Origin of the sequence: Streptomyces sp. NPDC001822, from assembly GCF_042892135.1 — a bacterium.
Taxonomy (GTDB): Bacteria; Actinomycetota; Actinomycetes; order Streptomycetales; family Streptomycetaceae; genus Streptomyces.
On record NZ_JBIATW010000027.1, the window covers coordinates 1 to 21,999 of the forward strand.

Annotated in this window: 27 protein-coding genes and 1 pseudogene; 22 read left to right on the top strand and 6 right to left on the bottom strand. The window is 69.6% G+C overall.

Going from position 1 to position 21,999, the window contains the following annotated elements:
- Both ACFYY2_RS34170 and ACFYY2_RS34175 read right to left on the bottom strand, forming a co-directional pair.
- Window positions 1-232: pseudogene (locus ACFYY2_RS34170) on the bottom strand (hypothetical protein); the annotation flags it as partial.
- Between the two features lie 196 nt (window positions 233-428).
- Entirely contained in the window at window positions 429-1,409 is a 981-nt protein-coding gene (locus ACFYY2_RS34175; protein ID WP_388750482.1) for a hypothetical protein, read from the bottom strand.
- A 232-nt stretch (window positions 1,410-1,641) separates the two neighbouring features.
- On the opposite strand from ACFYY2_RS34175, the gene ACFYY2_RS34180 reads away from it, so the two are divergent.
- From ACFYY2_RS34180 to ACFYY2_RS34200, 5 genes are all read left to right on the top strand, one after another.
- Window positions 1,642-2,325 (top strand): hypothetical protein, encoded by a 684-nt coding sequence (locus ACFYY2_RS34180; RefSeq protein WP_388750484.1) that lies wholly within the window; start codon window positions 1,642-1,644, stop codon window positions 2,323-2,325.
- A gap of 184 nt (window positions 2,326-2,509) precedes the next feature.
- Window positions 2,510-3,346 carry a ParA family protein gene (locus ACFYY2_RS34185; RefSeq protein WP_388750487.1) on the top strand — a complete coding sequence of 279 codons (837 nt, stop codon included), beginning with the start codon at window positions 2,510-2,512 and terminating at the stop codon, window positions 3,344-3,346.
- On the top strand, window positions 3,346-3,798 hold the full coding sequence (locus tag ACFYY2_RS34190; RefSeq protein ID WP_388750489.1) for a hypothetical protein: 453 nt from the start codon (window positions 3,346-3,348) through the stop codon (window positions 3,796-3,798). The genes ACFYY2_RS34185 and ACFYY2_RS34190 overlap by 1 nt, the downstream gene beginning before the upstream one ends.
- Window positions 3,795-4,037 (top strand): DUF6372 family protein, encoded by a 243-nt coding sequence (locus ACFYY2_RS34195; protein ID WP_388750492.1) that lies wholly within the window; start codon window positions 3,795-3,797, stop codon window positions 4,035-4,037. Before ACFYY2_RS34190 ends, ACFYY2_RS34195 begins: the two co-directional genes overlap by 4 nt.
- A gap of 907 nt (window positions 4,038-4,944) precedes the next feature.
- Window positions 4,945-5,154 (top strand): YozE family protein, encoded by a 210-nt coding sequence (locus ACFYY2_RS34200; RefSeq protein ID WP_388750495.1) that lies wholly within the window; start codon window positions 4,945-4,947, stop codon window positions 5,152-5,154.
- A gap of 182 nt (window positions 5,155-5,336) precedes the next feature.
- On the opposite strand, the gene ACFYY2_RS34205 is transcribed toward ACFYY2_RS34200, so the two are convergent.
- The 4 genes from ACFYY2_RS34205 to ACFYY2_RS34220 all read right to left on the bottom strand — a co-directional run bounded on the left by ACFYY2_RS34205 (window position 5,337) and on the right by ACFYY2_RS34220 (window position 9,711).
- On the bottom strand, window positions 5,337-6,971 hold the full coding sequence (locus ACFYY2_RS34205) for an ATP-binding protein (RefSeq protein WP_388750497.1): 1,635 nt from the start codon (window positions 6,969-6,971) through the stop codon (window positions 5,337-5,339).
- A gap of 181 nt (window positions 6,972-7,152) precedes the next feature.
- Window positions 7,153-8,283, bottom strand: a complete 1,131-nt coding sequence (locus ACFYY2_RS34210) for a bifunctional DNA primase/polymerase (protein ID WP_388750500.1) — start codon at window positions 8,281-8,283, stop codon at window positions 7,153-7,155.
- Window positions 8,284-8,377: 94 nt separating this feature from the next.
- The gene (locus tag ACFYY2_RS34215) at window positions 8,378-8,890 is read right to left on the bottom strand and encodes an AAA family ATPase (RefSeq protein ID WP_388750502.1); all 513 of its coding nucleotides are present in this window, start codon (window positions 8,888-8,890) and stop codon (window positions 8,378-8,380) included.
- An 86-nt stretch (window positions 8,891-8,976) separates the two neighbouring features.
- A complete protein-coding gene (locus tag ACFYY2_RS34220; RefSeq protein ID WP_388750505.1) occupies window positions 8,977-9,711 on the bottom strand; it encodes a GntR family transcriptional regulator in 735 nt (244 codons plus the stop codon).
- A gap of 291 nt (window positions 9,712-10,002) precedes the next feature.
- Between ACFYY2_RS34220 and ACFYY2_RS34225 the strand changes: the two genes are divergently transcribed.
- The 17 genes from ACFYY2_RS34225 (at window position 10,003) to ACFYY2_RS34305 (ending at window position 21,973) form a co-directional block, all read left to right on the top strand.
- A complete protein-coding gene (locus ACFYY2_RS34225; RefSeq protein WP_388750508.1) occupies window positions 10,003-10,503 on the top strand; it encodes a hypothetical protein in 501 nt (166 codons plus the stop codon).
- Entirely contained in the window at window positions 10,500-10,739 is a 240-nt protein-coding gene (locus ACFYY2_RS34230) for a hypothetical protein (RefSeq protein ID WP_388750511.1), read from the top strand. Before ACFYY2_RS34225 ends, ACFYY2_RS34230 begins: the two co-directional genes overlap by 4 nt.
- Window positions 10,736-12,181: a hypothetical protein gene (locus ACFYY2_RS34235; protein ID WP_388750513.1), complete on the top strand. Its 1,446-nt coding sequence runs from the start codon at window positions 10,736-10,738 to the stop codon at window positions 12,179-12,181. Before ACFYY2_RS34230 ends, ACFYY2_RS34235 begins: the two co-directional genes overlap by 4 nt.
- Before the next feature lie 3 nt (window positions 12,182-12,184).
- A complete protein-coding gene (locus tag ACFYY2_RS34240) occupies window positions 12,185-12,562 on the top strand; it encodes an RRQRL motif-containing zinc-binding protein (protein ID WP_388750516.1) in 378 nt (125 codons plus the stop codon).
- Window positions 12,563-12,648: 86 nt separating this feature from the next.
- Window positions 12,649-14,931, top strand: coding sequence for an FtsK/SpoIIIE domain-containing protein (locus ACFYY2_RS34245; RefSeq protein ID WP_388750519.1), 2,283 nt, complete (start codon window positions 12,649-12,651; stop codon window positions 14,929-14,931).
- A gap of 227 nt (window positions 14,932-15,158) precedes the next feature.
- The gene (locus tag ACFYY2_RS34250; RefSeq protein ID WP_388750522.1) at window positions 15,159-15,869 is read left to right on the top strand and encodes a hypothetical protein; all 711 of its coding nucleotides are present in this window, start codon (window positions 15,159-15,161) and stop codon (window positions 15,867-15,869) included.
- A 162-nt stretch (window positions 15,870-16,031) separates the two neighbouring features.
- Window positions 16,032-16,934, top strand: a complete 903-nt coding sequence (locus ACFYY2_RS34255) for a DUF4097 family beta strand repeat-containing protein (protein WP_388750525.1) — start codon at window positions 16,032-16,034, stop codon at window positions 16,932-16,934.
- 111 nt (window positions 16,935-17,045) lie between these two features.
- Window positions 17,046-17,429 (top strand): hypothetical protein, encoded by a 384-nt coding sequence (locus tag ACFYY2_RS34260; RefSeq protein ID WP_388750527.1) that lies wholly within the window; start codon window positions 17,046-17,048, stop codon window positions 17,427-17,429.
- Window positions 17,430-17,549: 120 nt separating this feature from the next.
- Window positions 17,550-17,798, top strand: a complete 249-nt coding sequence (locus ACFYY2_RS34265; protein WP_388750529.1) for a hypothetical protein — start codon at window positions 17,550-17,552, stop codon at window positions 17,796-17,798.
- Between the two features lie 56 nt (window positions 17,799-17,854).
- Window positions 17,855-18,364 carry a hypothetical protein gene (locus tag ACFYY2_RS34270; RefSeq protein WP_388750532.1) on the top strand — a complete coding sequence of 170 codons (510 nt, stop codon included), beginning with the start codon at window positions 17,855-17,857 and terminating at the stop codon, window positions 18,362-18,364.
- Window positions 18,365-18,378: 14 nt separating this feature from the next.
- Window positions 18,379-18,549 (top strand): pRL2-8, encoded by a 171-nt coding sequence (locus ACFYY2_RS34275; RefSeq protein WP_388750535.1) that lies wholly within the window; start codon window positions 18,379-18,381, stop codon window positions 18,547-18,549.
- Window positions 18,550-18,551: 2 nt separating this feature from the next.
- Window positions 18,552-19,148, top strand: coding sequence for a DUF6919 domain-containing protein (locus ACFYY2_RS34280; RefSeq protein WP_388750538.1), 597 nt, complete (start codon window positions 18,552-18,554; stop codon window positions 19,146-19,148).
- A 351-nt stretch (window positions 19,149-19,499) separates the two neighbouring features.
- On the top strand, window positions 19,500-19,694 hold the full coding sequence (locus ACFYY2_RS34285) for a hypothetical protein (RefSeq protein ID WP_388750540.1): 195 nt from the start codon (window positions 19,500-19,502) through the stop codon (window positions 19,692-19,694).
- 42 nt (window positions 19,695-19,736) lie between these two features.
- Window positions 19,737-20,231, top strand: coding sequence for a transcriptional regulator (locus ACFYY2_RS34290; protein ID WP_388750542.1), 495 nt, complete (start codon window positions 19,737-19,739; stop codon window positions 20,229-20,231).
- A gap of 64 nt (window positions 20,232-20,295) precedes the next feature.
- Window positions 20,296-20,781 (top strand): hypothetical protein, encoded by a 486-nt coding sequence (locus tag ACFYY2_RS34295; RefSeq protein ID WP_388750545.1) that lies wholly within the window; start codon window positions 20,296-20,298, stop codon window positions 20,779-20,781.
- Window position 20,782: 1 nt separating this feature from the next.
- Entirely contained in the window at window positions 20,783-21,499 is a 717-nt protein-coding gene (locus ACFYY2_RS34300; protein WP_388750547.1) for a hypothetical protein, read from the top strand.
- 111 nt (window positions 21,500-21,610) lie between these two features.
- Window positions 21,611-21,973 carry a hypothetical protein gene (locus ACFYY2_RS34305; protein WP_388750550.1) on the top strand — a complete coding sequence of 121 codons (363 nt, stop codon included), beginning with the start codon at window positions 21,611-21,613 and terminating at the stop codon, window positions 21,971-21,973.
- The last annotated feature ends 26 nt before the right edge of the window (window positions 21,974-21,999 follow it).

The following is a 21,999-nucleotide window of genomic DNA, read 5'->3' on the forward strand; positions in this document are numbered from 1 at the left end:
GGTGGTGTTCAAACGACTCGTTCGCCAGCGAGCACGACGGGGGCTTGACCCGGTGATAGAGGTGCCGGGTGCCGAGACCAGAGACCCGCGCGAAGACCTGTCCACGGCATTCGGGGCACGTCAGCTCGATGCCCCGCACCCGGTGGATCGCCTCCCAGGATCTGCCGACCCCGAGGTCGGGCAGGGTGATGTCCACCCTGCCCCACTCGCCATGTACGGCGGTGAACTGCACCAGTGCCCCCACCCTGCGTCAGGTCAGCCGGCGTTGACCCACACCGCTAGCCCCAAGATCTCCCATCGTGCGTCAAGTCGGCTGCACCGTATGCGTGGTTGCTCATAACGAAGTACCGATTCGGAGAGCCGCCGCCCCGCGAGGGGTGGCCGCCGTTGTTGGGGCACTCACCAGGCGGCGGCTCTCCGACCGGAGGTCAGGCCGTCACCTGAGTCGCACCCCGGCGGCGGCCGCGCTCCTGTTCCGGTTCTCCGTGACCATCCTCGATCCACCGGGCCCGCTCCCACACCGGCTCGGTTCCCTCGGCAATCCGGTGCAGGAGCGCGGCCTGGACGCGGGCGTCGTCGGCGGCCTGCTCCGTGCAGTCCCAGGCGACCCACACCCCGCGCTGCTGGTCCCAGGGTTCGCTCGCCATCGAGGACCACTCGTCCCTCGTCCAGGCGAACCAGGCCCGCCACAGCCGCGAGACGTAGTCGGCCTTCTCCCGGCTCTCGCGGTGCGGGCGCAGCCACGCGTGGAGCTCGTCGCGCGAGCTGGTGAGGTGCTGGCCTGGGGGCGTGACGAGCATTGCTGGGTAGCGGCTGACCGGGCCCCGGTCGGTCTCGTGGACGACGCGGCGCCCGTCCAGGAACACATCGAGCCGGTCGAGCAGCGCCCCGCGCTCCGGTGTGCCGTACGTCCCGGCCGGGCCCTCGTGCAGCAGCTCCTGGTCGTGGACGCGGATGACTGCGACGGTCTCCGGCTGCGCGTACTCGCCGGGGCCGGCCGCCACGACGACGAGCGCCGCATCGGGGGCGGCAACGATCTCTCGGGCGTACTCCTGGGCCTTCGCGTGGGCGGTGTACAGCTGGGCGGCGTACGAGCACGGCTCGCACCAGCGGCCCCTGCCGAGGGGGTAGTCACGGCTGTCGCCGCATCGCCGACACACGTACTGCAGGTCCCGGGCGCGGTCGAGGACGGCGCGCTGCGCGGGTGAGCAAGCGCGCTTGGGCACCGCGGAACTCTTCTCGTACAGCGGGGCGTAGCAGTTGCCGTGATAGAGCACCTGGCCGACCGGGTCGGAGCCCGGCTTGAGCCCCTCCCTGTCGAGCTGGGTCTTGGTGAACAGGCCCTCGGGCACGGCGCCCCACCAGGTGTAGCGGGTGAGACCGGGAAGCGGCGGGATGGAGCTGGGCAAGACGACCTCCTGAAGCTCATTTGAACCGAAGGTAAGGCGTAGATCCCGGGCGCGCAACAACCGTCAAACACGGGTTGACCTGCGCTTTCGCCGCGTTTTATCTAGCTTGTTTGATCGCTTTTCCGCTAGCGAAAAGGATTGCAACTCGGCAAGCACGGATGGAACTCGTGAGACCGCCCCACGCGCGCGCGGTCGCGCGAAGAGATGGCCTTATCTAGCTAGACTGCGCGCCATGTCGGTGATCCCTTTCGTTGTCGCGGTGGAGCCCTGGGACCTTGAGGCCCTGGACAAGAAGGTCTCTGCCGGGCGCGCTGCCGAGCTGGACTGGTTGAAGCAGGCCCGCGAGGACGAAGGCGTGCGACTCCTCCGGGGCAAGGCACAGAGCGAGGCCCGCGGCCGGGTCCGGGCGAAGTTCGCCGCGATGCGGGCGAAGGGGAAGTTGGCCGGCACCCGGGACCTGGTCGTCGCGCGTGCGGTCCTTGCCGAGCTGAAGACTCAGGCGATGGACGGTCCGTACGAACCGCTGCCCAGTCAGGACGCCCGGATGCCGGGGCGCCGCGTCGGCACCGGCCCGAGCCACTACGACCGGTTCGGCGACGAGAGGACGAAGCTGACCGGCCGGATGGCGGTGCGCCTGCCCGCCGATCTCGGTGACCAGCTCGTACGCGCGACGTACTGGACGAGCGCGCCGGCCGTGAAAGCTCTGTGGGAGTGGCAGGCCCGATGGGGCGATGGTCCAGCGGTCATCTTCCGTGAGGCTGAACGGAGCGGCGCCGTGACCCTCCTCGATGTCTGGTGCGCCGCGATGGCGTCCCGCCCCGACGCTGATTCCATCCTGGAGAAGGCCAAGCTCCAAGCCCAGGTCATCACCACTGGAGACATCTTCCGCGCGGCCGTGAAGCGGGCCATCCGCTGACCGCCCCCGCCTTTGGGTGGCTCTGCCTGGTCAATCGCGCGCTATCTGGCTAGATAGCCCCGATTCCAACCGCTTTCGCTTGCTTTTCCGCTGGCGGAATGACGGACGGGAATGCGTGCGGGTCAGCTTGCGCTTAGCTTCGCCGGTCGACAGGCTCGCCCTACCTACATGGAAGGGAGGACCGATGGCCGTAGAAGGGCTCGACACCGTCGCCGAGGTCTCGGAGAAGGGCGGGGTCGGCAAGACGTCGGTGACGGCTGGACTCATCGCGGTCGCCGCCGAGCAGGGCCTGCGGGTCGGCGGCGTGGACCTCGACCCCCGGTCTACGCTCACCGACGAGCTGGGCGTCTCGGATCCGAAGATGTCGGTGAACGACATCTACTACGTGGACCGGGAGAAGAAGCCGAGGGACCCCGCCGAAATCGCGCGCGACGTCCTGGTCCGCGCCGGCAAGGAGTGGCCCTCCAACGTCTTCGTGCTCCCCTGCGTCCGCGAGTTCGGCAACCGGGAGACGGACCCCGCCACCGCGATGGAGTTCCGCCTGAAGCGCGCCCTGTGGGGGCTGCGCGACGTCCTGGACGTCGTGTTCCTCGACGTCCCACCCCGCCCCGGCGGCAAAATCGGCGGATCGGCCCTGCTCGCGACGCGAAAGGTCCTCATCCCCTCGACCCTCCTCAACGACGGGTGGCTCGGTGCCACGGAAGCCATCAGGTCGATCGAGCACTACAACATCCCCGGCGGGCCCAACGAAGAGCTGGAGGTGGCCGGGGTCGTACGGAACCTCGTGCCCCGTGACGGCGAGTACCGCGAGATCCACCGGTACTGGGACACCCGCCTGCACGAGACCTTCGGCCCCCAGGTCCTGCCGACCGTCATCAAGAACTACGCGGTGCGCGAGACCTGCCGAACGGCCCGCGCGCCGATCACCAGCGCACCCGGCCGTGAGGCCAAGCTGCTGACCGCCGCATACCGGGAAGTCCTGTTCCACACGCTGCCCCACCTGAAGGAGGGACGGAGCTGATGCCCAGCTTCCTCGACAAGGCCAAGAACAACCAGGAAGAGAGCCGGGAGAAGGACCCCGCCTCCCCGTCCGGCGCTCCGGAGCCCAACTGGGACGACCCCAACTCCTGGGGGGCCGGCGGCGAACCCGAAAGCGATTCCGCAAGCGGGAATGCTGGCGACCCTGCTAACGACAACGACGACCAAGAGCACGGCGCCGGTGACGGCCGCGCACCCAAGCCCTCCAAGTCCAAGGCACCCAAGCGTCCGCCTCGCCGCCGGGGCCGGCCCCGCGGCCCGGAGCGCGAAATGCTCTCCGTCCGGATCCTCGCCTCGAACAACCGGATGCTGACCGTCGCGGTCGAGGAGACCGACCTGAACCCGCAGACCCTCGTGGACCAGGCCCTGGAAGCGATGTTCAAACGGCTCAAGATTCAGGACCCCGGGCCCGAACAGGTCGAGGACATCGCGTGACCGAGTTCGAGGAACCGATCCTGACGCTCCGGCTGCCCGTCATGCTCGACTGGGAGCAGGACCGGCCAGGCGGATGCCGCTGCCTGTGCGCGGTCTTCCACCGCCAGACGGGCGCCACCGGCTGTACGACTGGTGCCCAGCCCGGCCTGCTGCTCCGTGTCGAGACCGGCACCGAGACCAGCGGGCCCCTGCCGGTCTGCATCGGCTGCTACACCGCGCTCGCCCCACTCTGCGCCTGACCAGCCCGGCCGCCCGCGTTCCCGCCCGCTTTTCCGCAAGCGGGAACGCGGGCACTCTGCTGTCTGGCCCCTGTCCGTTGAGGACCTGACCAGGAGGGACGCGGGTTATCTGGATAGATAGGTCGCGGATTGACTGGTGGGACGCTCTCTTGTGGTGGGACGCTCCCGGCGGCGCGTCCTGGAGGGGGAGGGGTAGAACGGACAAGCGCGTTCGCGCTTGGCATCCCCGGGTGCGGGCCCCTTGCGGGCCGCGCGTTCACCGTCGACGGCCGAACCGGCCGCGGCCGGCCTCCCGGCCGTCGCCGGGCGCGGCCCGCGGCCTGCCGCACGTCACCCGCCCCACCGCGCTCGTGCAGCTCCCGTGAGCGCTGCGGCCCGGCCTACGAAGGTCGTCCTGCCTCCCGGCCGCGAAGCGCGCTTGAACTCCGACGTGGCCGATCAGAGCCACCCAAAGGCGGGGCGGCGTGCACGGCGCGGCGGTTCGTCGCCGGGTGCAGCAAAGATGATCACTTTCCGTAGATCACTCGGAGAGAAGTTGGGACGCAGGGACGCACTATTACCCGTCATCTCTGATGGCTCTCCCCTTCCCCTCTTCTTCTCTTCTCTTCCTCGACATTCCAACAGAGATGAGGGGGTCAAGTGCGTCACTGCGTCCCAAAAAAAGCCGCATATGGGGCACGCGGCAGGTCAGAGGCAGGGACGCACCTGGGACGCACGTGGGACGCAGTGCGTCCCAGGGACGCTCTTTAGGCCCTCAGAGCCCCCTGCGTCCCAAGTGCGTCCCAAGAGTGCGTCCCACCCAAGAGCGTCCCTCGCCCCACCGTCCCCTCACGCTCCGTGAAGGGCACGGCAGGGCGCGAGATAGGGTGCGGACCGTCGACTGCAGGCGAGGGGCAGGGGTGTGCGCATGAACGGCTTCGGTGGTTGGCTGGCACAGTTCACGCAGGTCAGGAGCGGGATCGGTGACCTCGCGCGCGACGCGGCGGCCGATGCCGACTGGCCGGAGGAGCCCGACGAGCTGGAGACGTACGTCGACCACCTCGAAGCCGCCGGCGCTTCCACGGCCGCGCTGGAAACCCTGGTAGACGCCTGGGCCCAGTACGCCGCCCGGCGATGAGCGTCCCACTCCCCCGGACGAGTGCGTCCCAAAGTGCGTCCCACGACCCTGCGGCCCTTGCGTGTCTGGGGGCCTGGCCTGTGGCTTCGTGCTCAATCAAGCTAGATAGCGCGTCCCCTGTGCGCGGGTACGCCGAAAGCCCGCCGGGCGGTGCACGGCGGGTCGGCGGCAGAGCGGTGGCGCTACTGCATCAGCGATTCCTGCACCGGATCGGGCTCCGGCTGCGGGACGGACGGGTCGGGCTTCGGTGCGTAGGTGATGGTCAAGGACCGCTTCGAGCCCGACTTCGTACGGGCGATGTCGACCCCGAGCTTGTCGAGGTCGGAGGCGACGCGGTTCAGCCGGTTCGACAGGACGCCCGGCGTCTTGGGCCAGTGCTCGTTCGTCATGCCGATCTGGTTGGTCAGCTCGTCCAGCAGCTCGGCAGCCGTGCCCTCCCATACCTGGAGACTGTCCTCCTGGCGGGGCGGCATCCGCTTCATGAAGGTCAGGACCTGGGTGCCGACCTGGTTGGACTCCACGACCTCCTCGGCAAGCTCGGTGCGCTGCTTGAGGTAGTCGGCCAGGATGCTCGTCGTGTTGCTGCCCTTGACCTCATCGAGCGCGGCCATGATCAGGCCGTAGTCCGCCATACGCGGCAGCGGGATCTCGCCCTTGTCGGCCTTCTCCCGAACCGCCGGGAGTTCCTGGAGCGTCCGGACCAGGAGGTCGAGGAGCGCGCCGACGATCCGCGGCTGCGCCTCGTCGTACGCCTCCCACAGTGCGGTTTCGGTGCGCCGCTGGGTGATCCGGTGCAGGTGGACCGGGATCATGCGGTCCGCGAGGTCACCGCGCAGCGTGCCGACGTCGATACCGTTGACGATCAGCACCCGGCGGAACTCCTGGACCGTGACGTCGGAGTCCGAGTACAGGGTCCGCTTCACGTTGGCGTCACCGGTGGCCGCGCGGCACATCGCGTCCGACAGCCACTCGGGGATCCGCGAGAGGTTGTCGAGCCCGACCACCCAGGAGCCGACTGCAGCGGTGCTCCAGTCGTCCGGATCCTTGGGCGTAGAGCGTGCCGGCGCGGCGGACGGGTCGAGCAGCTGCACGAGCATCTTCGTCGCCGTCGACTTTGCGGTGCCCTGCTCGCCCGACAGGAAGAGCAGCGGGTGAGGGATGCCGGGGACGAGCCCGGCGACCAGCCACGACACGAGCAGCGGCCACGACTCGTCCGTCACGTTCAGCAGCCCGCGCAGCTCGGTCAGCGAGCCGCCGCCCTTGGGGATCGGCAGCGGCTGGGTGAGCTGGGAGCGGCGGAAAAGCGGCTGCCCCGGCGCGGCCGGCCCCACGCTCCACTTCTCCGGAGTGACGGTGACGACCAGGCCGTCCGCGCGCCCGAGGTCGAGGAGGAAGCCGTGCTCGGGACGCTTGCCGAGCGGGGCGACCCGCAGGTGCAGCGGCACCGGGTCCTCCGCCTGCGCCCGGCCCTCGATGGCGAGCATGGCGTCGGCGAGCGCCGAGGACGAGGCCGCCTTGCCGTGCAGGCCGTAGTACGTCCGGGCCAGCTCGGCACGCAGCGAGATCCGACCGCCGCGCAGCAGACGCGCGATTCGCGGGCCGTCCTTCGGCACGGCGTACAGGTCGCCCGCGTCCGACGTGCCGAACTCGTATCGGCTGTCCGCCATCGCGATGATCTGGTCCGCCACGGACGGAGCCTTGTCGCCGCTCTTCTTCGCGGCCGGACCCGGCTGCTTCGGCGGCGCCGACTTGGTCGACTCCTTCCAGGCCCGGAAGGCATCGAGGTCCTCGGGGCTCAGGTTCAGGTCCTCGCTCATGCCTGGCCCCCGATCACCAGCGGGCGACGCAAGCATGTGCGACGGGATACGAACGTCTCGCATTCGAGACCACTCCTCGGGTGCCTGGCCCCGGGACGGTGAGACGTCGCCGGGGCCGTTTTCATTGCCGAGGCGTGGTCTACGTGGCGCTGACCCTTAGTGTCCTGCGGTGCGAAGTCGTTCACGCGGCACCGTCCATCCGGCGCGCAGGCGCGGTCGTCATCCGGCGCGGCCGGGAGAGCCCCGCGGTCATGCCGGAGCGGAGTGTCTTCTCGATCTCGAGCGCCGACTTCTCACCAAGCCCGGACGCCTGCGCGGCCTCCGTCAGGTGCTCCTCTGCGACGGCCTGGTCCAAGAGGCCGGCGGCGACCAGCTGGCCCGCGCGGTACGCCGCCAGGTTCAGCCGATTGTTGCGGCCGGTGTCCGGCCTCATCGCCGCCAGGTCGTCACACTCGCTGCGCAGGATGCCGTGCGCCCACCGCTCCTCGCGAGTGCCCTGCCGGGTCAGGTCCCGCAGCCGGGCGACCACGTCAGCCCTGCGCGGCGCTCCCCCGCTTTTGGGTGGCTCAGGCGCAGTGGTGACCAGGGTCAGCAGCCAGTCCGGCAGCACCGCGGGATCGGAGACGCTGCCCTCCAGTTCGTAGGAGACGCCGTCGACCTGCGAGCCGATGCCGACGATGTAGCCACCGGCGGCCCTCGTGTCGATGCACCACCCGATTGTCCGAGCGGTGTTGCGGACCCCGATTCCGGTAGGAGCTCGGTAGACGAGGTGACGTCCGCCGCTGGGCGTGCGGACGGTCAGCGTCGGAGTGATCTGCGCGCCCGGAGTCTGCGCCGCGAGGAAGTCGAGCATCGTCATGCCGTCGACGATGTCGGGGAGACCGGACAGGTCTCCGTTGTGCGGGACGTCCAGGTCGATGGCGACGAGAGCGGACGGACCGCAGGCGACACCGATGTTGAACGGCGCGCGGCCCCAGGTGCGCTCGATGGCCTCAGGGTCGCGGGTCGCCCGCGCCTCCCAGTCGAGCCAGCGAGGCTCTTTCCCGCCGACCAGCAGCGGATGGACGTACATCCCTCGCGCGGCGTACTGCAGCGCGCTGGCCAGTAGCTTTGCCCGGAGCGTCCGTGTTGCAGCCGTGTTGTTCTCCCGGCGATGTGGCACCGGGGCCGATACATCTCGTACCCTCATGGATGAGCGTCCTTTTCTCGTATCGCTCGACTTCGCCGGGATTCTGGTCCCGGCCTTGCTGTAACCGAGGCGCCCTGGCAGGGGCGCCTTCGGCGTTTCTGGGCCCTTATCGTGCACCCACATACGCTGTCGATCTTCATCGTCCACGACTGTCCGGGATGATCCATCCGGTTTGTGGTGTCAATGTCGATGTGGGTGACCGCGTTGTGATCTAGGGCTAGGTGTCGGCTGAAGCTTCGAGCGCCCGGAGTACGGGTTCGAGGTCGCCGGTGTAGGTGATGTGGGGCTCGTCTGCCCCCGGGGGTTCGAAGCGGGTGGCGTGGCGAAGTAGATCGGCTTCGCTGAACCACATGGCGTTGGGGTTGTCGTAGGTCTCCTGATTGCGTGCCTTGATCCGGTCCCACCTCTCCTGGTGGGTGCCGGGCAGGTGCACCAGAGTCACGGTGGCGCCGACGTCCTCGCCGATCCGGCGCCACTTCTCGCGCTCAGAGGCCGTCCAGAAGCCGTGGTCCACGACAACGTCCCGACCGGAGGACAGTGCCTCCCCGACTTCAACCGCGATCTTTTCGAGGATCGGCTGCTCCCGTACCAGGTACTCGCCCCTGGGGAAGTCTCGTCCGTAGTGCCCGTAGGTCTCCCACACCCGCTCGTCCGGGCTGAAGCGCAGGAAACCCTGGGCTTCGAGCGCACGGGCGACCTTGGTCTTCCTCGACCCCTGGAGGCCAGCCATCAAGACGAGCCGGGCCGGGCCGGTTCGCCCCGCGAGTGTCCGCATGATGTGTGTGATCTCCGTTTTTCCTTGTGGGGGCTGGTGCTTCATCGGATGACTTCTTCCTTGGTCCAACGGCGCCCGGGCCCTCCTACGTCAACGCCGTATTCGATGGTCACGTCACCGGTGTCTACGACCCGAACGGTCAGCACGGTTACGGCGGCCTGGGTGTCCTCTGGGATCTCCAGGGTCGCTGCGTCCGCAGGGGTGGTGATCCGCGCCCACATCGAGCTGTATCGCCGTGCGACGGGACGTCCGGTGTGCCGGGTGAGCAGGTCGATGGATGTCCCGCCGCTGAGGCGCCTGCCCATGAGCAGTTCTGGCAGCTCCTCGGCAAGGTCTGCAGGGATCCACGATGTGGAGTGGGAAATCACTGCACCGGTGTGTTCGTCGCGGTAGGTGCGTGAGCGCCTGAGCACGGGGTGACCTGTACCGATTCCGAGCGCTTCAGCGACGTCCTCCGGAGCGGACACGATGCCGGCCATATGGGAGTCGGACCGTTCCCCCGCTCGCCACGACGAGCCGGTGAGCTTGCTCCGCTCTTCGCGGTCTGCGGCTGTGGCCAGGGTGCCCCGTTCCCGTACGACGGTTCCGTGGCCGCGGGAAGAGATGACCAGCCCTTCCGACTCCAGAGCCTTGTATGCGGCGTGGACCGTGGTCTTGGAACCCTTCCCTGCGAGGACCTGGTCCTCGATCTTGGGCAGGCGGTCGCCCGGCGCGTACTCGCCGCTGCTGATCTTCGCGGCGATCGCGTCTGCGAGGTCTCTCCACTTCGGTGGCATGTCCGGTGATCTCCTCAAGTTCGAGGACACCAGTGAACCATAGTCCCGGGATTGATTCCCAGAGGCGCGCTCTCCCGGGAATGTAGAGCGGTTAGTGATTGACAGCGGTCCGTAATCCTGGGAATGTCATTCCCGGAAGGCAGCGCCGGGTGGGGCAACTCACGAAGCGTCGCGGCACAGCCATGCCTAAACCGTCAGAACTGCGCCCGAAAACGGCGCGGCTCTCCGGGTGATCTGCCAGGACCGCCGGAGAGCCGCCGGGGCCGTTACACCGAGAGGGGCACGACCCACATGAACATCATCGTCGCAGGTCAGCGCATTGTTACGGACTCCGAGTTCTTGGAGGTCGCGGTCGGCTTCAACACCGAGGTCGAGCCGCTGGACTTCGCCGAGGAGTTCACGGCCGGCGGGCTCGCCAGCCGGGACGCGCTGAACAGCTTCCTCGCCGACTTCCAGGTCGAGACCGACACGGACCGCGAGGACGCCGCGTACTACAGGTCCCTGCTCCGCCGGATGCCGAGGGAGCTGCGCCGCCGTACGGCCGCCGCCCCGGTCGTCCTGGCTGCCGAGCTGGAGACCGTCGACAACGCCTCCGGGTACGAGGCGGACGACATGACCGCCGACTGGACCGGCGCCGACTACGACTCCTACGAGGTGCTCGCCCTGCTGGGCACCACCGACCCGATGACCACCGTGACCCGCGCTCGTGCCCCGCGTGCCGAGCGCCGCGAGGTCCGGGCCGCCCTCCGCCTGGTCCGCGACGACGGTTCGCTGACGGGGGTGGCGGCATGAGGTTCCTCGCCCACCTCACCCTGTTCGTGCTGACCGTGCTGGAGATGGCCCTCGGTCTGATCGCCGGGACCATCGCCCTGGCCAGCCTCATCACCGAGACCGTGGCCCGCGCGACGGCCGCCGGCGGCGACAGCTTCGCCCGGCGCTTCCGCCTGACCCCGACGTCCCCCCGGCTGCGCGAAGAACTCGCCACCCTCCTCTCGACCATGGCCAACCCGGCTGGAGGCACCCGATGAGCAACTACCGCGAAGAGCGCCGCGCCGACGCCGCGGCTCAGGCCGAGCAGGCGCTCAAGGCCGCCGAGGTCCGGGCCGCCCAGGAGCGCGAGGACCGACGCCTTGAGGTCGAAGCACAGCTCAAGGCCCGCGAGATCAAGGCCGCGCAGCAGCGTGAGGACGCCGCGGCTGCCGAGGAGCGCCGGGCGGTCCGGCAGCGCGAGGCAGACGAGCGTGCCGCCCGTCTCGCGAAGCAGGCCCGCTCCGACAAGCAGGCCGCGAAGAAGGCCAAGCAGGCCGCCCGTGCCGAACGCAAGGCGGCCCGGCGGCAGGCCCTGACCCCGGGGAACGTCTACAGGACCGGCACCTTGGCGCTGGTCACCGCGTCGGCGCTCGGGTCGATGCCCGCGCAGATCATCCATTTCGCGGACATGTCGCCGATGCTGTTGCCGCTGCCGTTCGCGATCGAGGGCGCGGCCTGGGTGATGGCGGCCGGCGTCGCGTACGCCGACGAGCGGGGCCTGCCCGGCTGGGTTCGGTGGATGCTGCGCGGGTTCGTCCTCGCGGCTGCCCTGTTCGCCGCGTCGATCAACTACGGCTACGGCAGGAACCTCCACGGCCTGACCGACGCGGACGCCACCACGGCCGGCATCGGACTCGCCGCTGTCTCTCTGCTCGGGCCGCTCCTGTTCGAGGTCCGCCAGTGGGTCGGCACGCTGTCGGCGAAGACCGGCACGGCTGAGGAGAAGAAGCGCCGGCGGGAGGAGGCGAAGAAGGAGAAGGAGCGCCAGGAGCACCTCGCCCGCCGCCGCAAGCACCACAAGGAGATCGCGGAAGAGGCGGACCATCTCCTGTCGGCCCTGCCCCTCGGGAGCATCACCGAGGAGGAGGCGTTCGGCGCCGCGTGGCAGATCAAGAAGGGCACCCAGCAGGGTCTGTCCGCCGAGATCTTCGCTCAGGTGACCGACGCCCGGGTGCAGCTCGGGGCGGCCTTCGAACTGGCTGAGCACGTGCGCCCGGAGCTGGTCCGTGCGGGCATGCTCGCCAACCTCTACAACCCCCTTCCCGGGCGCCTCGCAGAGGGCATCCAGGCCCTCGGTCCGAGCGTTCCGCACCCCGCTCTCCAGCGGTCCTCTGAGGGCGCTACAGCCCTTGCGGGAATTGGGGTGTACGGCTCTGAGGGTGCAAGCGAAAAAGCCCGCGAGAAGGCCAGCGAGAGTGCTTCTGGGAACGCTGGCGGGAACGGTGCGGGCGGCCGGTCGGATGAGGAGCTGGAGGCGCTCCTGCCGAAGGCGCTGAAGGTCGCTGCCGAGCTCGTCGCGGAGGGCGCCCAGATCTCTGGGGCCTCCCTGTCGAAGCGTCTCGGCATCCGCCGGGATGACGCCCGGCGGCTGAGGGACATGGTCGTCGCCGAACGCAAGCTCCGGCTGATCGACGGGGACACCGCTGCGGTGGGGGCCTGACCGATGGGACGCCTCGCTGATCTCTGGGACCCGGCGGGGGAGCGGCACGACGTGCCGACGTACCCCTGGCGCATGGCCCCCGAGGGTCTGGCGACCCGCGACCAGCTCGTGGCGCAGGGGCTCCGGCCCCGGGGCCCGGCCGTCGCGCAGGTCATGTGGTTCAGCAAGAGGACGCCGGGTGTGCCGCGGTTCGCCCGCCTCTACCCGATCGACCGGGCGACCCCGCCCAAGCCCCGCTCCCCGGGTCAGATCGCCTCTCTCGCGGCGGCGATGCAGTCCCGGCGCACCTGCCCCGAGTGCGGAGAGATCCGCACGTACTGCCTGCCGACATCGCTTGGCATCTGCACCCCCTGCGCGGACGGCTTCACCGCCGCCGCCTGAACCACCCCCCGAAACCGGCGGGGTCCGGCGCCTCCCTACCAAAGTCGCCGCCGGACCCCGCCTCCTCCCGAAGGAGAAGCACCAGCATGACGGAACAGCCCACCACCACGAAGCCGGGCAGCACGGAGCTGGCCACCATTACCTACCTCCACGGCGCGGGGCCGGCCACGGACGCCAGCACCCCGGCCGCCGCCCCCGCTTTGGGTGGCAAGACCGACGCCGACCGGGCCGCAGTGGTCGAGTCGGCCCGCCAGATCCTCGAGGGCCGGGTCACCAAAGCCCCGGTCGAGTCGCCGAAGGAAGACCTCGACCTTGACGCGTTCGGCGACCAGCCGCTGATCCCGGCCTGGGCCAAGTCCAGCGAGGGCTGGGCTATGTACGCGGGAGTCCTCTACCGGTCCCGGCTGCGCGCCTACCGTCGGTGGGTCCGCCGCCAGCGCACCGACCGTGGCCACGCCGCCCAGTTCAAGCGCGGATCCCGTCGCATCGGCGACTGGGTCAAGGGGTTCGAGGGCATCCAGCTCCAGGCCGTCGGCCACCAGGCGCACATCGCGGCCAAGGAAGCCCGCGCCGCCGCGAGGTCCGCCCGCTACACCCCGTCCCTGATGAAGAACAAGAAGACGGCAGCGCTCCAGGCGGCCGACCGGACCCAGACGGTGGCGATGAAGGCCATCGCCGAACACAAGAAGCTCAAGGCCAACAGGCGCCGCGCCTACAGCCTCCGGGTCGGCGCCGCCTACGGTCCGCCGGTCGCGGCGCTGAGCGCCGGATACCTGCAGGCCGGATGGCTCGGTGTTTCCGCCGGCGCGATGGCCACCTTCGCCGGTGGAGCCTTCGCCGGACGCCACCCGATCAGCGAAGAGACGGACTGGTCTGCGGACTGGCGGTCCCTCGGTGACGGCGACCCGATGACCGCGCCCATGCTCGACAGCGTCTTCCAGGCCGCGAAGGTCATCGGCAGCGACGAGAGCCTGCGCGTCGTGCAGATGCCCATGCTCGACTCACGCGGCGCGTGGTCGGCGGTCATCGACCTGCCGCCCGGCATCGCGGCGAAGAAGGCCATGCGTGCCACCGCCGAAATCGCCTCTGCCCTCGGAGTCGAAGAGGCGCAGGTCAACATGGCGAAGAGCAAGGAGAAGGGAGGCCGGGCCGGACGCCTCGAAATCTATGTGGCCAAGGAACTGCCCTTCACCGAAAAGGCCGCTCCCGGTCCCCTGCTCGCCCTCGAAGGAGCTACCAACTTCTGGGGCCCCATCTCGATTGGCCCGGACGTGCGCGGCCTGGCCCGCACCATCTCTGTGGTCGAGCGTTCCGGCCTTGTCGGCGGTGAGCCCGGCGCCGGAAAGAGCGCATCCGGAAACACCATCCTGCTGGCCGCCGCACTCGACCCGCGTGTGCGCCTGGCCCTCGCGGACGGAAAGGCCGGCGGCGACCTCACACCCTTCGAGGCAATGGCCGACGCATTCGAAGGCAACGCGGACCCGGAAGCATTCCTGGAGATGCTGGACGGCTACGTCATCCCGGACATGAAGCGCCGGTATGCGTTCCTCAAGAAGATCAACCGGCGCAAGGTCACCGAAGAGCTCGCGAACAAGTACCCGGACATCCTGGGACAGCTCCTGCTCTGGGTCGACGAGCTCATGTACTACACGACCGACGACGAGCTCGGAAAGAAGATCACCAAGCGACTCCGCAACATCGTCAGCCGTGGCCGCGCCGCCGGGATCATCACCTTCTGCGCCACACAGAAGCCCGGCAGCGACGTGGTCGACACCTCGCTGCGTGACCTGCTCTCCATCCGCTGGGCACTGCGCTGCACCACCCCCGAGGCGTCCGACACCATCCTCGGAAAGGGCGCCGCGGCCGCCGGATTCTCTGCCAAGAGCATCGAGTCGGAGATGCGCGGCGCGGGCTTCCTGTGGGCAGAGGGTTCCAACCCCTACCTGGTCCGTGCCGACTACTACACGGACGACGAGGTCGAGGCTCTGGCCGACCGCGCGATGGAGCTGCGCCGCGCGGCCGGCACTCTGCCCGACGGTCCGAAGTCCCTGGCGGACCGGCTCCGGGAGACCGGAGAGGAGGACGCCCGGGTGCTCGCCGTACTGGTCGACGTCTTCGCCGCCTTCGACCAGGAGGCCAAGGACGAGGACGAGGCGGCCGAGGTCGACTGGCTCCCCGGCACGCTCCTGGTCGACTCGCTCAAGGCCGCCGGTCTTGAGGTCACGCCCGAGAAGCTCGCCCGCCTGGTGGTCCGCGAGCCCGACGAGAAGAAGAAGCGGAGCTGGGCCGACAGCTCGTCCGCGCTCAACGGCTACCCGCTCGCCGCAGTTCTCCGGGCGGTCCAGACGAAGTACGACCTGAGCGCCTGATCAACCCGGATTCACCCTGGACGGCCGCCCGGTTTGGGTCGGTATGCCCCCGGACTGGGCGGCCGTCGACCTGGACGACACCCCCCTCGACCTGGACGGGACCCGTCCAGGTCGAACCGGGTCCCGTCCAGGTTGCCCACCCCCTCTGACCTGCATCAATGCGAACAGATCCAGGTCAGATCCAGGTTACAAACCATGACAAACAGAAATCTGAGGAAGGGGCCCCGATGCGCACCGAACCCGATCTCCGACTGACCGGCACCGCCTACGTCGACGGCGTGGAGCTCCAGTGCGGCGGGTGCGGGAACGACCGGGCCCTGGAGATCCACAAGGACGGTTTCCGGGAGGTCTGGCCCGCCTGGATCTCGTGCCTGTCCTGTGGCAACGGGGAGAGCTCCAGCGTCGTCACCAACGGCCTGGTGGACGCCGCGCTCGACGTCCGGACCGGACGCAAGAGGGCCCAGGACGCCGACACCTTCGCCGCCGAGTGGCGCGGCATCGTCATGACCGGCGAGATCTTCCCCGAGTTCGTCCTGGACGACGCGCTCGTCGTGGTCAAGGCCCTCCGCAACCAGGTCACCAAGGACACCAAGGCGTGGACCCGCAGCAAGAAGAGGGAGGCCAAGGCCCGAGCGAAAACCGCGGCCGAAGCCGTCACCGCCCCGGCGAAGGAAAAGGCCGGCGCCGCCACGAAGGCCGCGAAAGAGAAGGCCAGTCGCGCGACGAGCACGGCGAAGGCGACCGCGCTCACCACCGCCTGGACGCTGCAGACCGGTGGCGCCGGACCGGCCACGGCCGCGAAGCCCAAGCGCCAGCGGTGCACGGTCAAGGGCTGCCGGGGCGGCATGGTCACCCTCTCCACCAAGCTCCACTCCGCCACCGGCAAGACCAGCGAGGTCAAGATCCCGTGCGCCGTGTGCCACCGGGCCAGCAAATGAATTTTAGGCCGCTGACCAGCACATATGGCAGTCGCGCCGACTCGGAGTCTGCGAAACGGTAGACATGCCGACTCTGAGTCTGCATTATTGAGACGGGCCAGCAAAAAGGCCAGCAAAACCGCAAGCGAAAAAGACAGCGAAAATCTCGAAGGAGAAGCACCTGTGACCACCCGAAAGCTCGTTGCAGAGACCACCGGCCCCGTCACCATCGACGCCACGCTCCTGGGTCACGGAGGCCGGGTCACCGTCCGCGCCGAAGCGGACTGCACCCGAGCCACCCTCACCATCCACACCGCCGACGAGGACGGCGCGTCGGCCGACGCGGTCAGGAAGGCGACGCTCCGTCAGTCCGCCAACCGGCTGGAGGCGTACGTGCAGGGCAGCGGAGGCGGAAACAGCGGCAGCACGATCGTGGTGGGCGGCGGATCGTCGGTCATCCAGTCGTTCGGCACCGTGACCGGCTCGGTGACTGGGATGACGATCACCGGCAACGGTGAGGTCATCGTCAACGGCGTCCGCATCAGCGGCGGCGGGGCGGTCATCCAGGGCAGTTCCCCCATCGAGATCACGGCCGTGGTTCCCGAAGGCAGCTCGCTGGACGGCGACACGCAGTCCGCGGATGTCGAGGGCATCGGCGCGCTGCTGAACGTCTCCGCGAAGACCCAGTCCGGCAGCATCCGGACGGGGCACGTCTCCCGCGTCGACGCGAAGACGCAGTCCGGCAGCGTGACGGTTGAGCAGGCGGCCCAGATCAACGCCAAGACGCAGTCCGGCAGTATCCGCCTCGGTCGTACCGACGTGGTCACCGCCAAGACGATGTCCGGCTCCATCGGGATTCAGGACTTCGGCGGGACCGCCGAGGCCGACTCGATGTCGGGCTCCATCCGGATCCACGCCACGGCCGGCGGTGACGTCCGTGCCAAGACGATGTCCGGCTCGATCCACGTCACGGCGACGGAGAGCGCGCTCGCCGACGACCTGGACGTGCACGCCAAGTCGATGTCCGGCCGCGTCAGCATTCCGCCGCGCCGCACCGGCGACACCAGCCCGCGCCGCCGCCGCTGACGTCGCCCCGGGGCGGTCGCCATCCCGGCCAGGAATCCGCCGACCGCCCCGGGCCCCGGTCCCGAATCGCAAGCGATCCCGCCAGCAGAAAAGCAAGCAGGGGAGACAGCAGTGAACAAGCCCAGCCGCTTCAAGTCCTTTGTCTTCGGCCTCATCGGTCAGGCGTACGCGTACGAGTCCGCCGACGAGGTCCGCGAGGTCATCGCCGACAACTCCTTCAACACCCTCGCCGACCGGGCCAGGACCCACTGGAACGGCGCGAACACCCTGACCGACGGCCTCGCGTTCCAGCCCGGCCTGCTCGACCTGCACGACGAGCTGCACGACACCTGGCACTACCTCGTCGCGCTCAAGGCGCGTGCCCGTGACCTCGGATACGGCGCTCTCACCGAGCAGCTGATGCACGCGGCCGACTCCACGCGTGATGTTCTCCAGGCGGTGGCCACGGCCGCCGAGAACACGGTTCCCTCCCCCGCGATCCCCACGAGCAAGTAGGGGCGCCCCGTGGCGGCCGCCATCCCGGCCAAGGTCCGCCGGCCGCCACGGGCCCCGATCCCGCTCCGCAAGGGCAGCGGGGGGAGCCACATCATCCCCGACACCGAAACGGAGTCAGAAATGCCCCGCCCCGACAAGGACACCCGCGCCGCCGCCAAGGCCCGTATCGCCGAACTGAAGGCGACCCGAGACCAGGCGCACGAGGACGCGGAGAAGGCCAAGACGGCCGCCGACGAGGTCATGTGGCAGGCCATCGCCGCCGAGCTGGACAAGGGCGAGGCCCTGCAGCTCGACGCCGCCGAGGCCACCGACTTCTCCCGCGACCACGTCGCCAAGCGCACGAAGCAGTACCGCACCACGCAGGACTGACCAGCCCGGCCCCCGGGACCCGCCCGGGGGCCATCCCCCCTTCAGGAGGTTGACCCGTGAGCACCGACCGCGCCCCCGAGACACCGCGCACCGACGCAGCGGTTCAGCCCTACCGCCCGGCCCACGACATCACCCCGCACTACCAGATGCCGCTCACCGGCACGGTCCAGCTCCACGACGAGAACGACCGGATCGTCTGGGTGCCCGACGCGTACGGACGGATGATCCCGATGCCCCGCTCGACCGCCCCGGCGCCGATGCAGCCGATGCCGCCCCGCGACCTCACCCCGCAGCCCCTCCTCGACCCCCGCGCCCAGATGGTCGCGGCCGGAGGTGTCCTCGCCGCCGGCACCGGGTGGGGCATCGGCCAGGCCCTGGCCCCGCTCGCCGGAATCGGCGCGGGCGGCCTGATGTGGATCGCCATCGCTCTCGTCGGCTGGAAGCTCGCTCCCGCCCTGATGAGCGGCGGTGGCCGGACGGTCGAGCGCCACACGCACGAGCACCACACGCACGTCACGAACACCACCCGCGGCTTCGGCCGGTCCACCACCAACGTGAACCACTGAGAGCGGAGACCACGATGGCGAGCAAGAAGGCGCTGAATCCCCCGCCCGGCGAGTGCCGCCAGTGCTGGCTGCACGCCTACGACAGCCGCGAGCAGCACAAGGGGCTCAAGCCCCGCGAGGACTGCCCGGCGTGCGTCGCCCACATGGGCGGCCGCTGCCCCGACAGCATGATCGTGAAGGGCTGACCATGACACTGACGCTCCCCTGGATGAGCCGTGCCGACCGGCGCCGCTGGACGTCCGCCCGGACCATCACCGACCTCGGCAACCTGATGGCCCTCTGGCTGGAGGGCGAGATCGCCTCCCGCCCCGGCTACGCCGCCCGCTACGGCCCCGACGAGGAGACCGAGCACTTGGTGCCCACTCTCGCCTCCCTGTGCCGCGCCGGGTACGTCACCACTCAGTCGCAGCCCGGGTTCGCCGGTCCGGGAGCCAACGGCCTGTGGTGGGAGCAGCGCGCCGGAGTCGAGCTGGTCCTCGCCGACCCCGAGCTGCTGCCTCGCCTGGTCGACGCCGCCGCGGGCATGTTCGTCCGGGTCAACGACTACCGCCCCGGCGGCATCCAGGACGAGCCGGTCATCGTGACGACCTGCGACGGCGAGCCGTTCACCTCGTTCGCCGGCCGGATCAGCCGCGGCGACATGGCCGTCCAGTGGCCCGACCTGAACCGCGGCCTCTACGACCAGGTCGCCCACGGCACGCACGTCTCGATCATCGCGCCGGAGTACGGCCCCGCCGGCGAACGGCTCTGGGGCCTCCTGGACGTCCTCCCCGCCGTCAACTGACCGGCACCCGGGTACGGCCAGACCCCAGCGACACCCGCCCCCGCTTTTGGGTGGCAGTACAGCCCGGGGAGCCCACGGCCAGACGGCCGGTCCCCGGGCTGTCTGCTGTCGAGATCCGCCGCGCAGTGAGGCGCAGGACATACCTCCTGTGGGCCGGGGGAACGGACAGACACCCACGGGCCCGGGGATTCTTTTCCGGCGACTGACCTGCACAGACAAGCGTTATGCCGACTCGGAGTCTGCGAACCCATAGACATGCCGACTCGGAGTCTGCATTATGGAGTCAAGGCAAGCGAAACAGCCAGCAAAACCGTAAGCGGAAAAGCGAGCGGAAACCTGATTGGAGACGTCATGCGACAGACGATGCCCACGGCCGACGAGAACGCGAAGGCCCTGGAGATCGCCGCCCGGGTCGCGGCGCTTCTGCAGGAGCTGGACGCCCTCCAGCCCGGCGGCGTCCAGGTCGGTCCCGGCAGGATCTCCGGCCCCGGCGTGGAGATCCGCCGGAGCTTCGACGGCGGATGGACCGCCCGCCCCGGCCGCTGACCTCTCCCCCGCTCTCACCACCCGACTAAGGAGTTCGCCCCCATGTCCGCAGCAGCCGTCTTCGCCGCCGTGTTCATCGCGCTCTACATCGCGCACAGCGTCGGTGACCACTGGGTCCAGACCTCCCACCAGGCCGCTCACAAGGGCGAGAACGACCGCACCCCGGGCCAGTCCAGCCGCGCCGGTCGGATCGCCTGCACCCTGCACGTCATCGGCCTGACCGTCACCAAGGGCATCGCCCTTACCGCGGTCGTCCTGGTCCTCGACCTCCCGGTCACAGTCACCGGAGTGGTGGCCGGCCTCGGGATCGACGCGGCGACCCACTGGTGGGCGGACCGAAGGAGCACCCTCGCTCGGCTCGCCAAGGCGGTCGGCCTGTCGGACTTCTACTCGCTGGGCACCCCCGCCCACCCGGCGCACCCGGTCACCGCCGAAAGCGGGTACGCGCCAACGCTCGGCACCGGCGCCTACGCCCTGGACCAGTCGTTCCACCACCTGTTCCTCGGGGTCGCCGCACTTCTCATCGCGGCCCTGTGAACTGCTACAAGGCGCTCAATCCAGCTAGATAGTTCGTCTCTCACTCCGGAAGGACCCCCGCTTCATGAGCAGCAGCCAGAAGATGACAGTGGAACAGGAGCTCGCGGCGGCCGTCGCCATCGTCCGCGTCGGCCTCGACCGCATCCGCGACGCCGCCACCCGCACCGGCCAGGTCGGCCCGCACGCCGCCGCCCTCCAGGCGCTGCGCGACCCGGGCAACCAGGAGAACGGCGTCCTGGCGGCCGTCGCCGACGTCATCGGCACCATCACCGTCTCCATCACCGAGGCCGACCACGACGACATCGACCGCGTCGTGGAACTGCTGGACGAGGCCCAGGCGTACGCGCAGGACTACACGGGCGAGCGCATCGACAAGGCGCTCGACCTGCTCGGTCCGCTGCTCCCGGTCTGCCTGGGATGCGGCAAGCGCGGCCTGGACGTGGAGGTCATGGCCGATCCGTTCACGACCGCGCTCTACCCCGGGGACACGGACCACGAGCAGGTCCCGTACTGCCCGCCCTGCGCCGTCAAGCGTTTCGAGGAGAGCTGACATGACCATCCGGATCGTCTCCTTCGGCTACGGCCACAGTCCCGCCCCCACGGCTGACCTGGTCTTCGACCTCCGAGCCCTGCTCCGCAACCCGTTCCACAACCCGGAGCTGAAGCACCGCACGGGCCTCGACCAGCAGGTCTACGACCACGTCATGACCACCCCGGGCGCCGAGCGGCTCGCGTTCAACGCGGTCGCCACCGCCCGCGGCCTCGCCGAGGACACCGGCGCCGACGTCACGATCGCGTGGGGCTGCACCGGCGGCCGGCACCGCAGCGTCGGCCTCGCCCGCGCCTCGTACGAGCTGCTGCGCGACGTCGGCGACGAGGCCACCATCGAGCACCGCGACGTCGACCAGGACCTCCTGCCCGCCGGAGTCCACAACCGCCCCCGCCACCCCGGGTCCGAGAGCATCCGCTACACCGCCGACGCGATGGCCGCGGCGTCGGATGGTGGCGACTTCATCTCCGAACAGCGGGCCCGGATTGCTGCCTTGCAAGCCCGCCCGGATCGGCTCACGGGGCAGGACGCGCGATGGCTTCTTGACCGGCTCGCGTGGGCGGACTGGCACTTGGAAGAGCTACGGGACCGCATCGACGACGCCGGAAGCACGATGAGCACGAGCTACGTGTCCAGTGCGCTCGACTACACCCGATGGTCCCGGGGGACCCCGCGAGGTCCCGTGATCGCTAACGCCTGCTTCCCCGGCCCGCGCTGAGCGATACCGCTTCCCGTCGAACCGCCCCGCCCTGTCAGACCCGCACCCCAAGATGGGGCCGGGGCCGCCGCACGAGGCGGTCCCGGCCCGTTTCCAGAGGAGATCGAACCTATGACCGACAAGACGCCCGCCAGGCTCGCCGACGATGCGTACGAGGCTCTCCGCGCCCTCAACCACGCCACGCTCGCCCCGACCCGGGGAGACGAGGACTGGGAGTTCCCCGGCGACGCCTACAGCGTGGTCGGCAACCTCTCCCAGGCGGCGATGGTCCTCCCGCAGGCCCTGGAGCAGACCGAGGCCCTGGTGAAGCACCTGGAGGCCAGCGGGAACCTTCGCAGCGACAGGAACACGCTCGACACCGACCTCGCCGCCACGTACGACGGTCTCGCCGAAGCGAAGGTGGCGGCGCAGGCCCTGTTCGAGGCACTCAACCGTGCCCACTCCGGACTCAGCCCCATCGCGTACAAGGACTGACTCGCGCGGCGCCAGGAGACACCGGC

Bases quoted from the DNA above. Each gene is read 5' to 3' on its own strand.
- ACFYY2_RS34285 (WP_388750540.1), top strand. From the start codon at position 19,500: ATGCGACAGACGATGCCCACGGCCGACGAGAACGCGAAGGCCCTGGAG.
- ACFYY2_RS34295 (WP_388750545.1), top strand. From the start codon at position 20,296: ATGAGCAGCAGCCAGAAGATGACAGTGGAACAGGAGCTCGCGGCGGCC.
- ACFYY2_RS34235 (WP_388750513.1), top strand. From the start codon at position 10,736: ATGAGCAACTACCGCGAAGAGCGCCGCGCCGACGCCGCGGCTCAGGCC.
- ACFYY2_RS34200 (WP_388750495.1), top strand. From the start codon at position 4,945: ATGAACGGCTTCGGTGGTTGGCTGGCACAGTTCACGCAGGTCAGGAGC.
- ACFYY2_RS34230 (WP_388750511.1), top strand. From the start codon at position 10,500: ATGAGGTTCCTCGCCCACCTCACCCTGTTCGTGCTGACCGTGCTGGAG.
- ACFYY2_RS34220 (WP_388750505.1), bottom strand. From the start codon at position 9,711: ATGCCACCGAAGTGGAGAGACCTCGCAGACGCGATCGCCGCGAAGATC.
- ACFYY2_RS34305 (WP_388750550.1), top strand. From the start codon at position 21,611: ATGACCGACAAGACGCCCGCCAGGCTCGCCGACGATGCGTACGAGGCT.
- ACFYY2_RS34185 (WP_388750487.1), top strand. From the start codon at position 2,510: ATGGCCGTAGAAGGGCTCGACACCGTCGCCGAGGTCTCGGAGAAGGGC.
- ACFYY2_RS34215 (WP_388750502.1), bottom strand. From the start codon at position 8,890: ATGGCTGGCCTCCAGGGGTCGAGGAAGACCAAGGTCGCCCGTGCGCTC.
- ACFYY2_RS34250 (WP_388750522.1), top strand. From the start codon at position 15,159: ATGCGCACCGAACCCGATCTCCGACTGACCGGCACCGCCTACGTCGAC.
- ACFYY2_RS34240 (WP_388750516.1), top strand. From the start codon at position 12,185: ATGGGACGCCTCGCTGATCTCTGGGACCCGGCGGGGGAGCGGCACGAC.
- ACFYY2_RS34265 (WP_388750529.1), top strand. From the start codon at position 17,550: ATGCCCCGCCCCGACAAGGACACCCGCGCCGCCGCCAAGGCCCGTATC.
- ACFYY2_RS34290 (WP_388750542.1), top strand. From the start codon at position 19,737: ATGTCCGCAGCAGCCGTCTTCGCCGCCGTGTTCATCGCGCTCTACATC.
- ACFYY2_RS34280 (WP_388750538.1), top strand. From the start codon at position 18,552: ATGACACTGACGCTCCCCTGGATGAGCCGTGCCGACCGGCGCCGCTGG.
- ACFYY2_RS34180 (WP_388750484.1), top strand. From the start codon at position 1,642: ATGTCGGTGATCCCTTTCGTTGTCGCGGTGGAGCCCTGGGACCTTGAG.
- ACFYY2_RS34205 (WP_388750497.1), bottom strand. From the start codon at position 6,971: ATGAGCGAGGACCTGAACCTGAGCCCCGAGGACCTCGATGCCTTCCGG.
- ACFYY2_RS34225 (WP_388750508.1), top strand. From the start codon at position 10,003: ATGAACATCATCGTCGCAGGTCAGCGCATTGTTACGGACTCCGAGTTC.
- ACFYY2_RS34245 (WP_388750519.1), top strand. From the start codon at position 12,649: ATGACGGAACAGCCCACCACCACGAAGCCGGGCAGCACGGAGCTGGCC.
- ACFYY2_RS34275 (WP_388750535.1), top strand. From the start codon at position 18,379: ATGGCGAGCAAGAAGGCGCTGAATCCCCCGCCCGGCGAGTGCCGCCAG.
- ACFYY2_RS34210 (WP_388750500.1), bottom strand. From the start codon at position 8,283: ATGTGGGTGCACGATAAGGGCCCAGAAACGCCGAAGGCGCCCCTGCCA.
- ACFYY2_RS34190 (WP_388750489.1), top strand. From the start codon at position 3,346: ATGCCCAGCTTCCTCGACAAGGCCAAGAACAACCAGGAAGAGAGCCGG.
- ACFYY2_RS34300 (WP_388750547.1), top strand. From the start codon at position 20,783: ATGACCATCCGGATCGTCTCCTTCGGCTACGGCCACAGTCCCGCCCCC.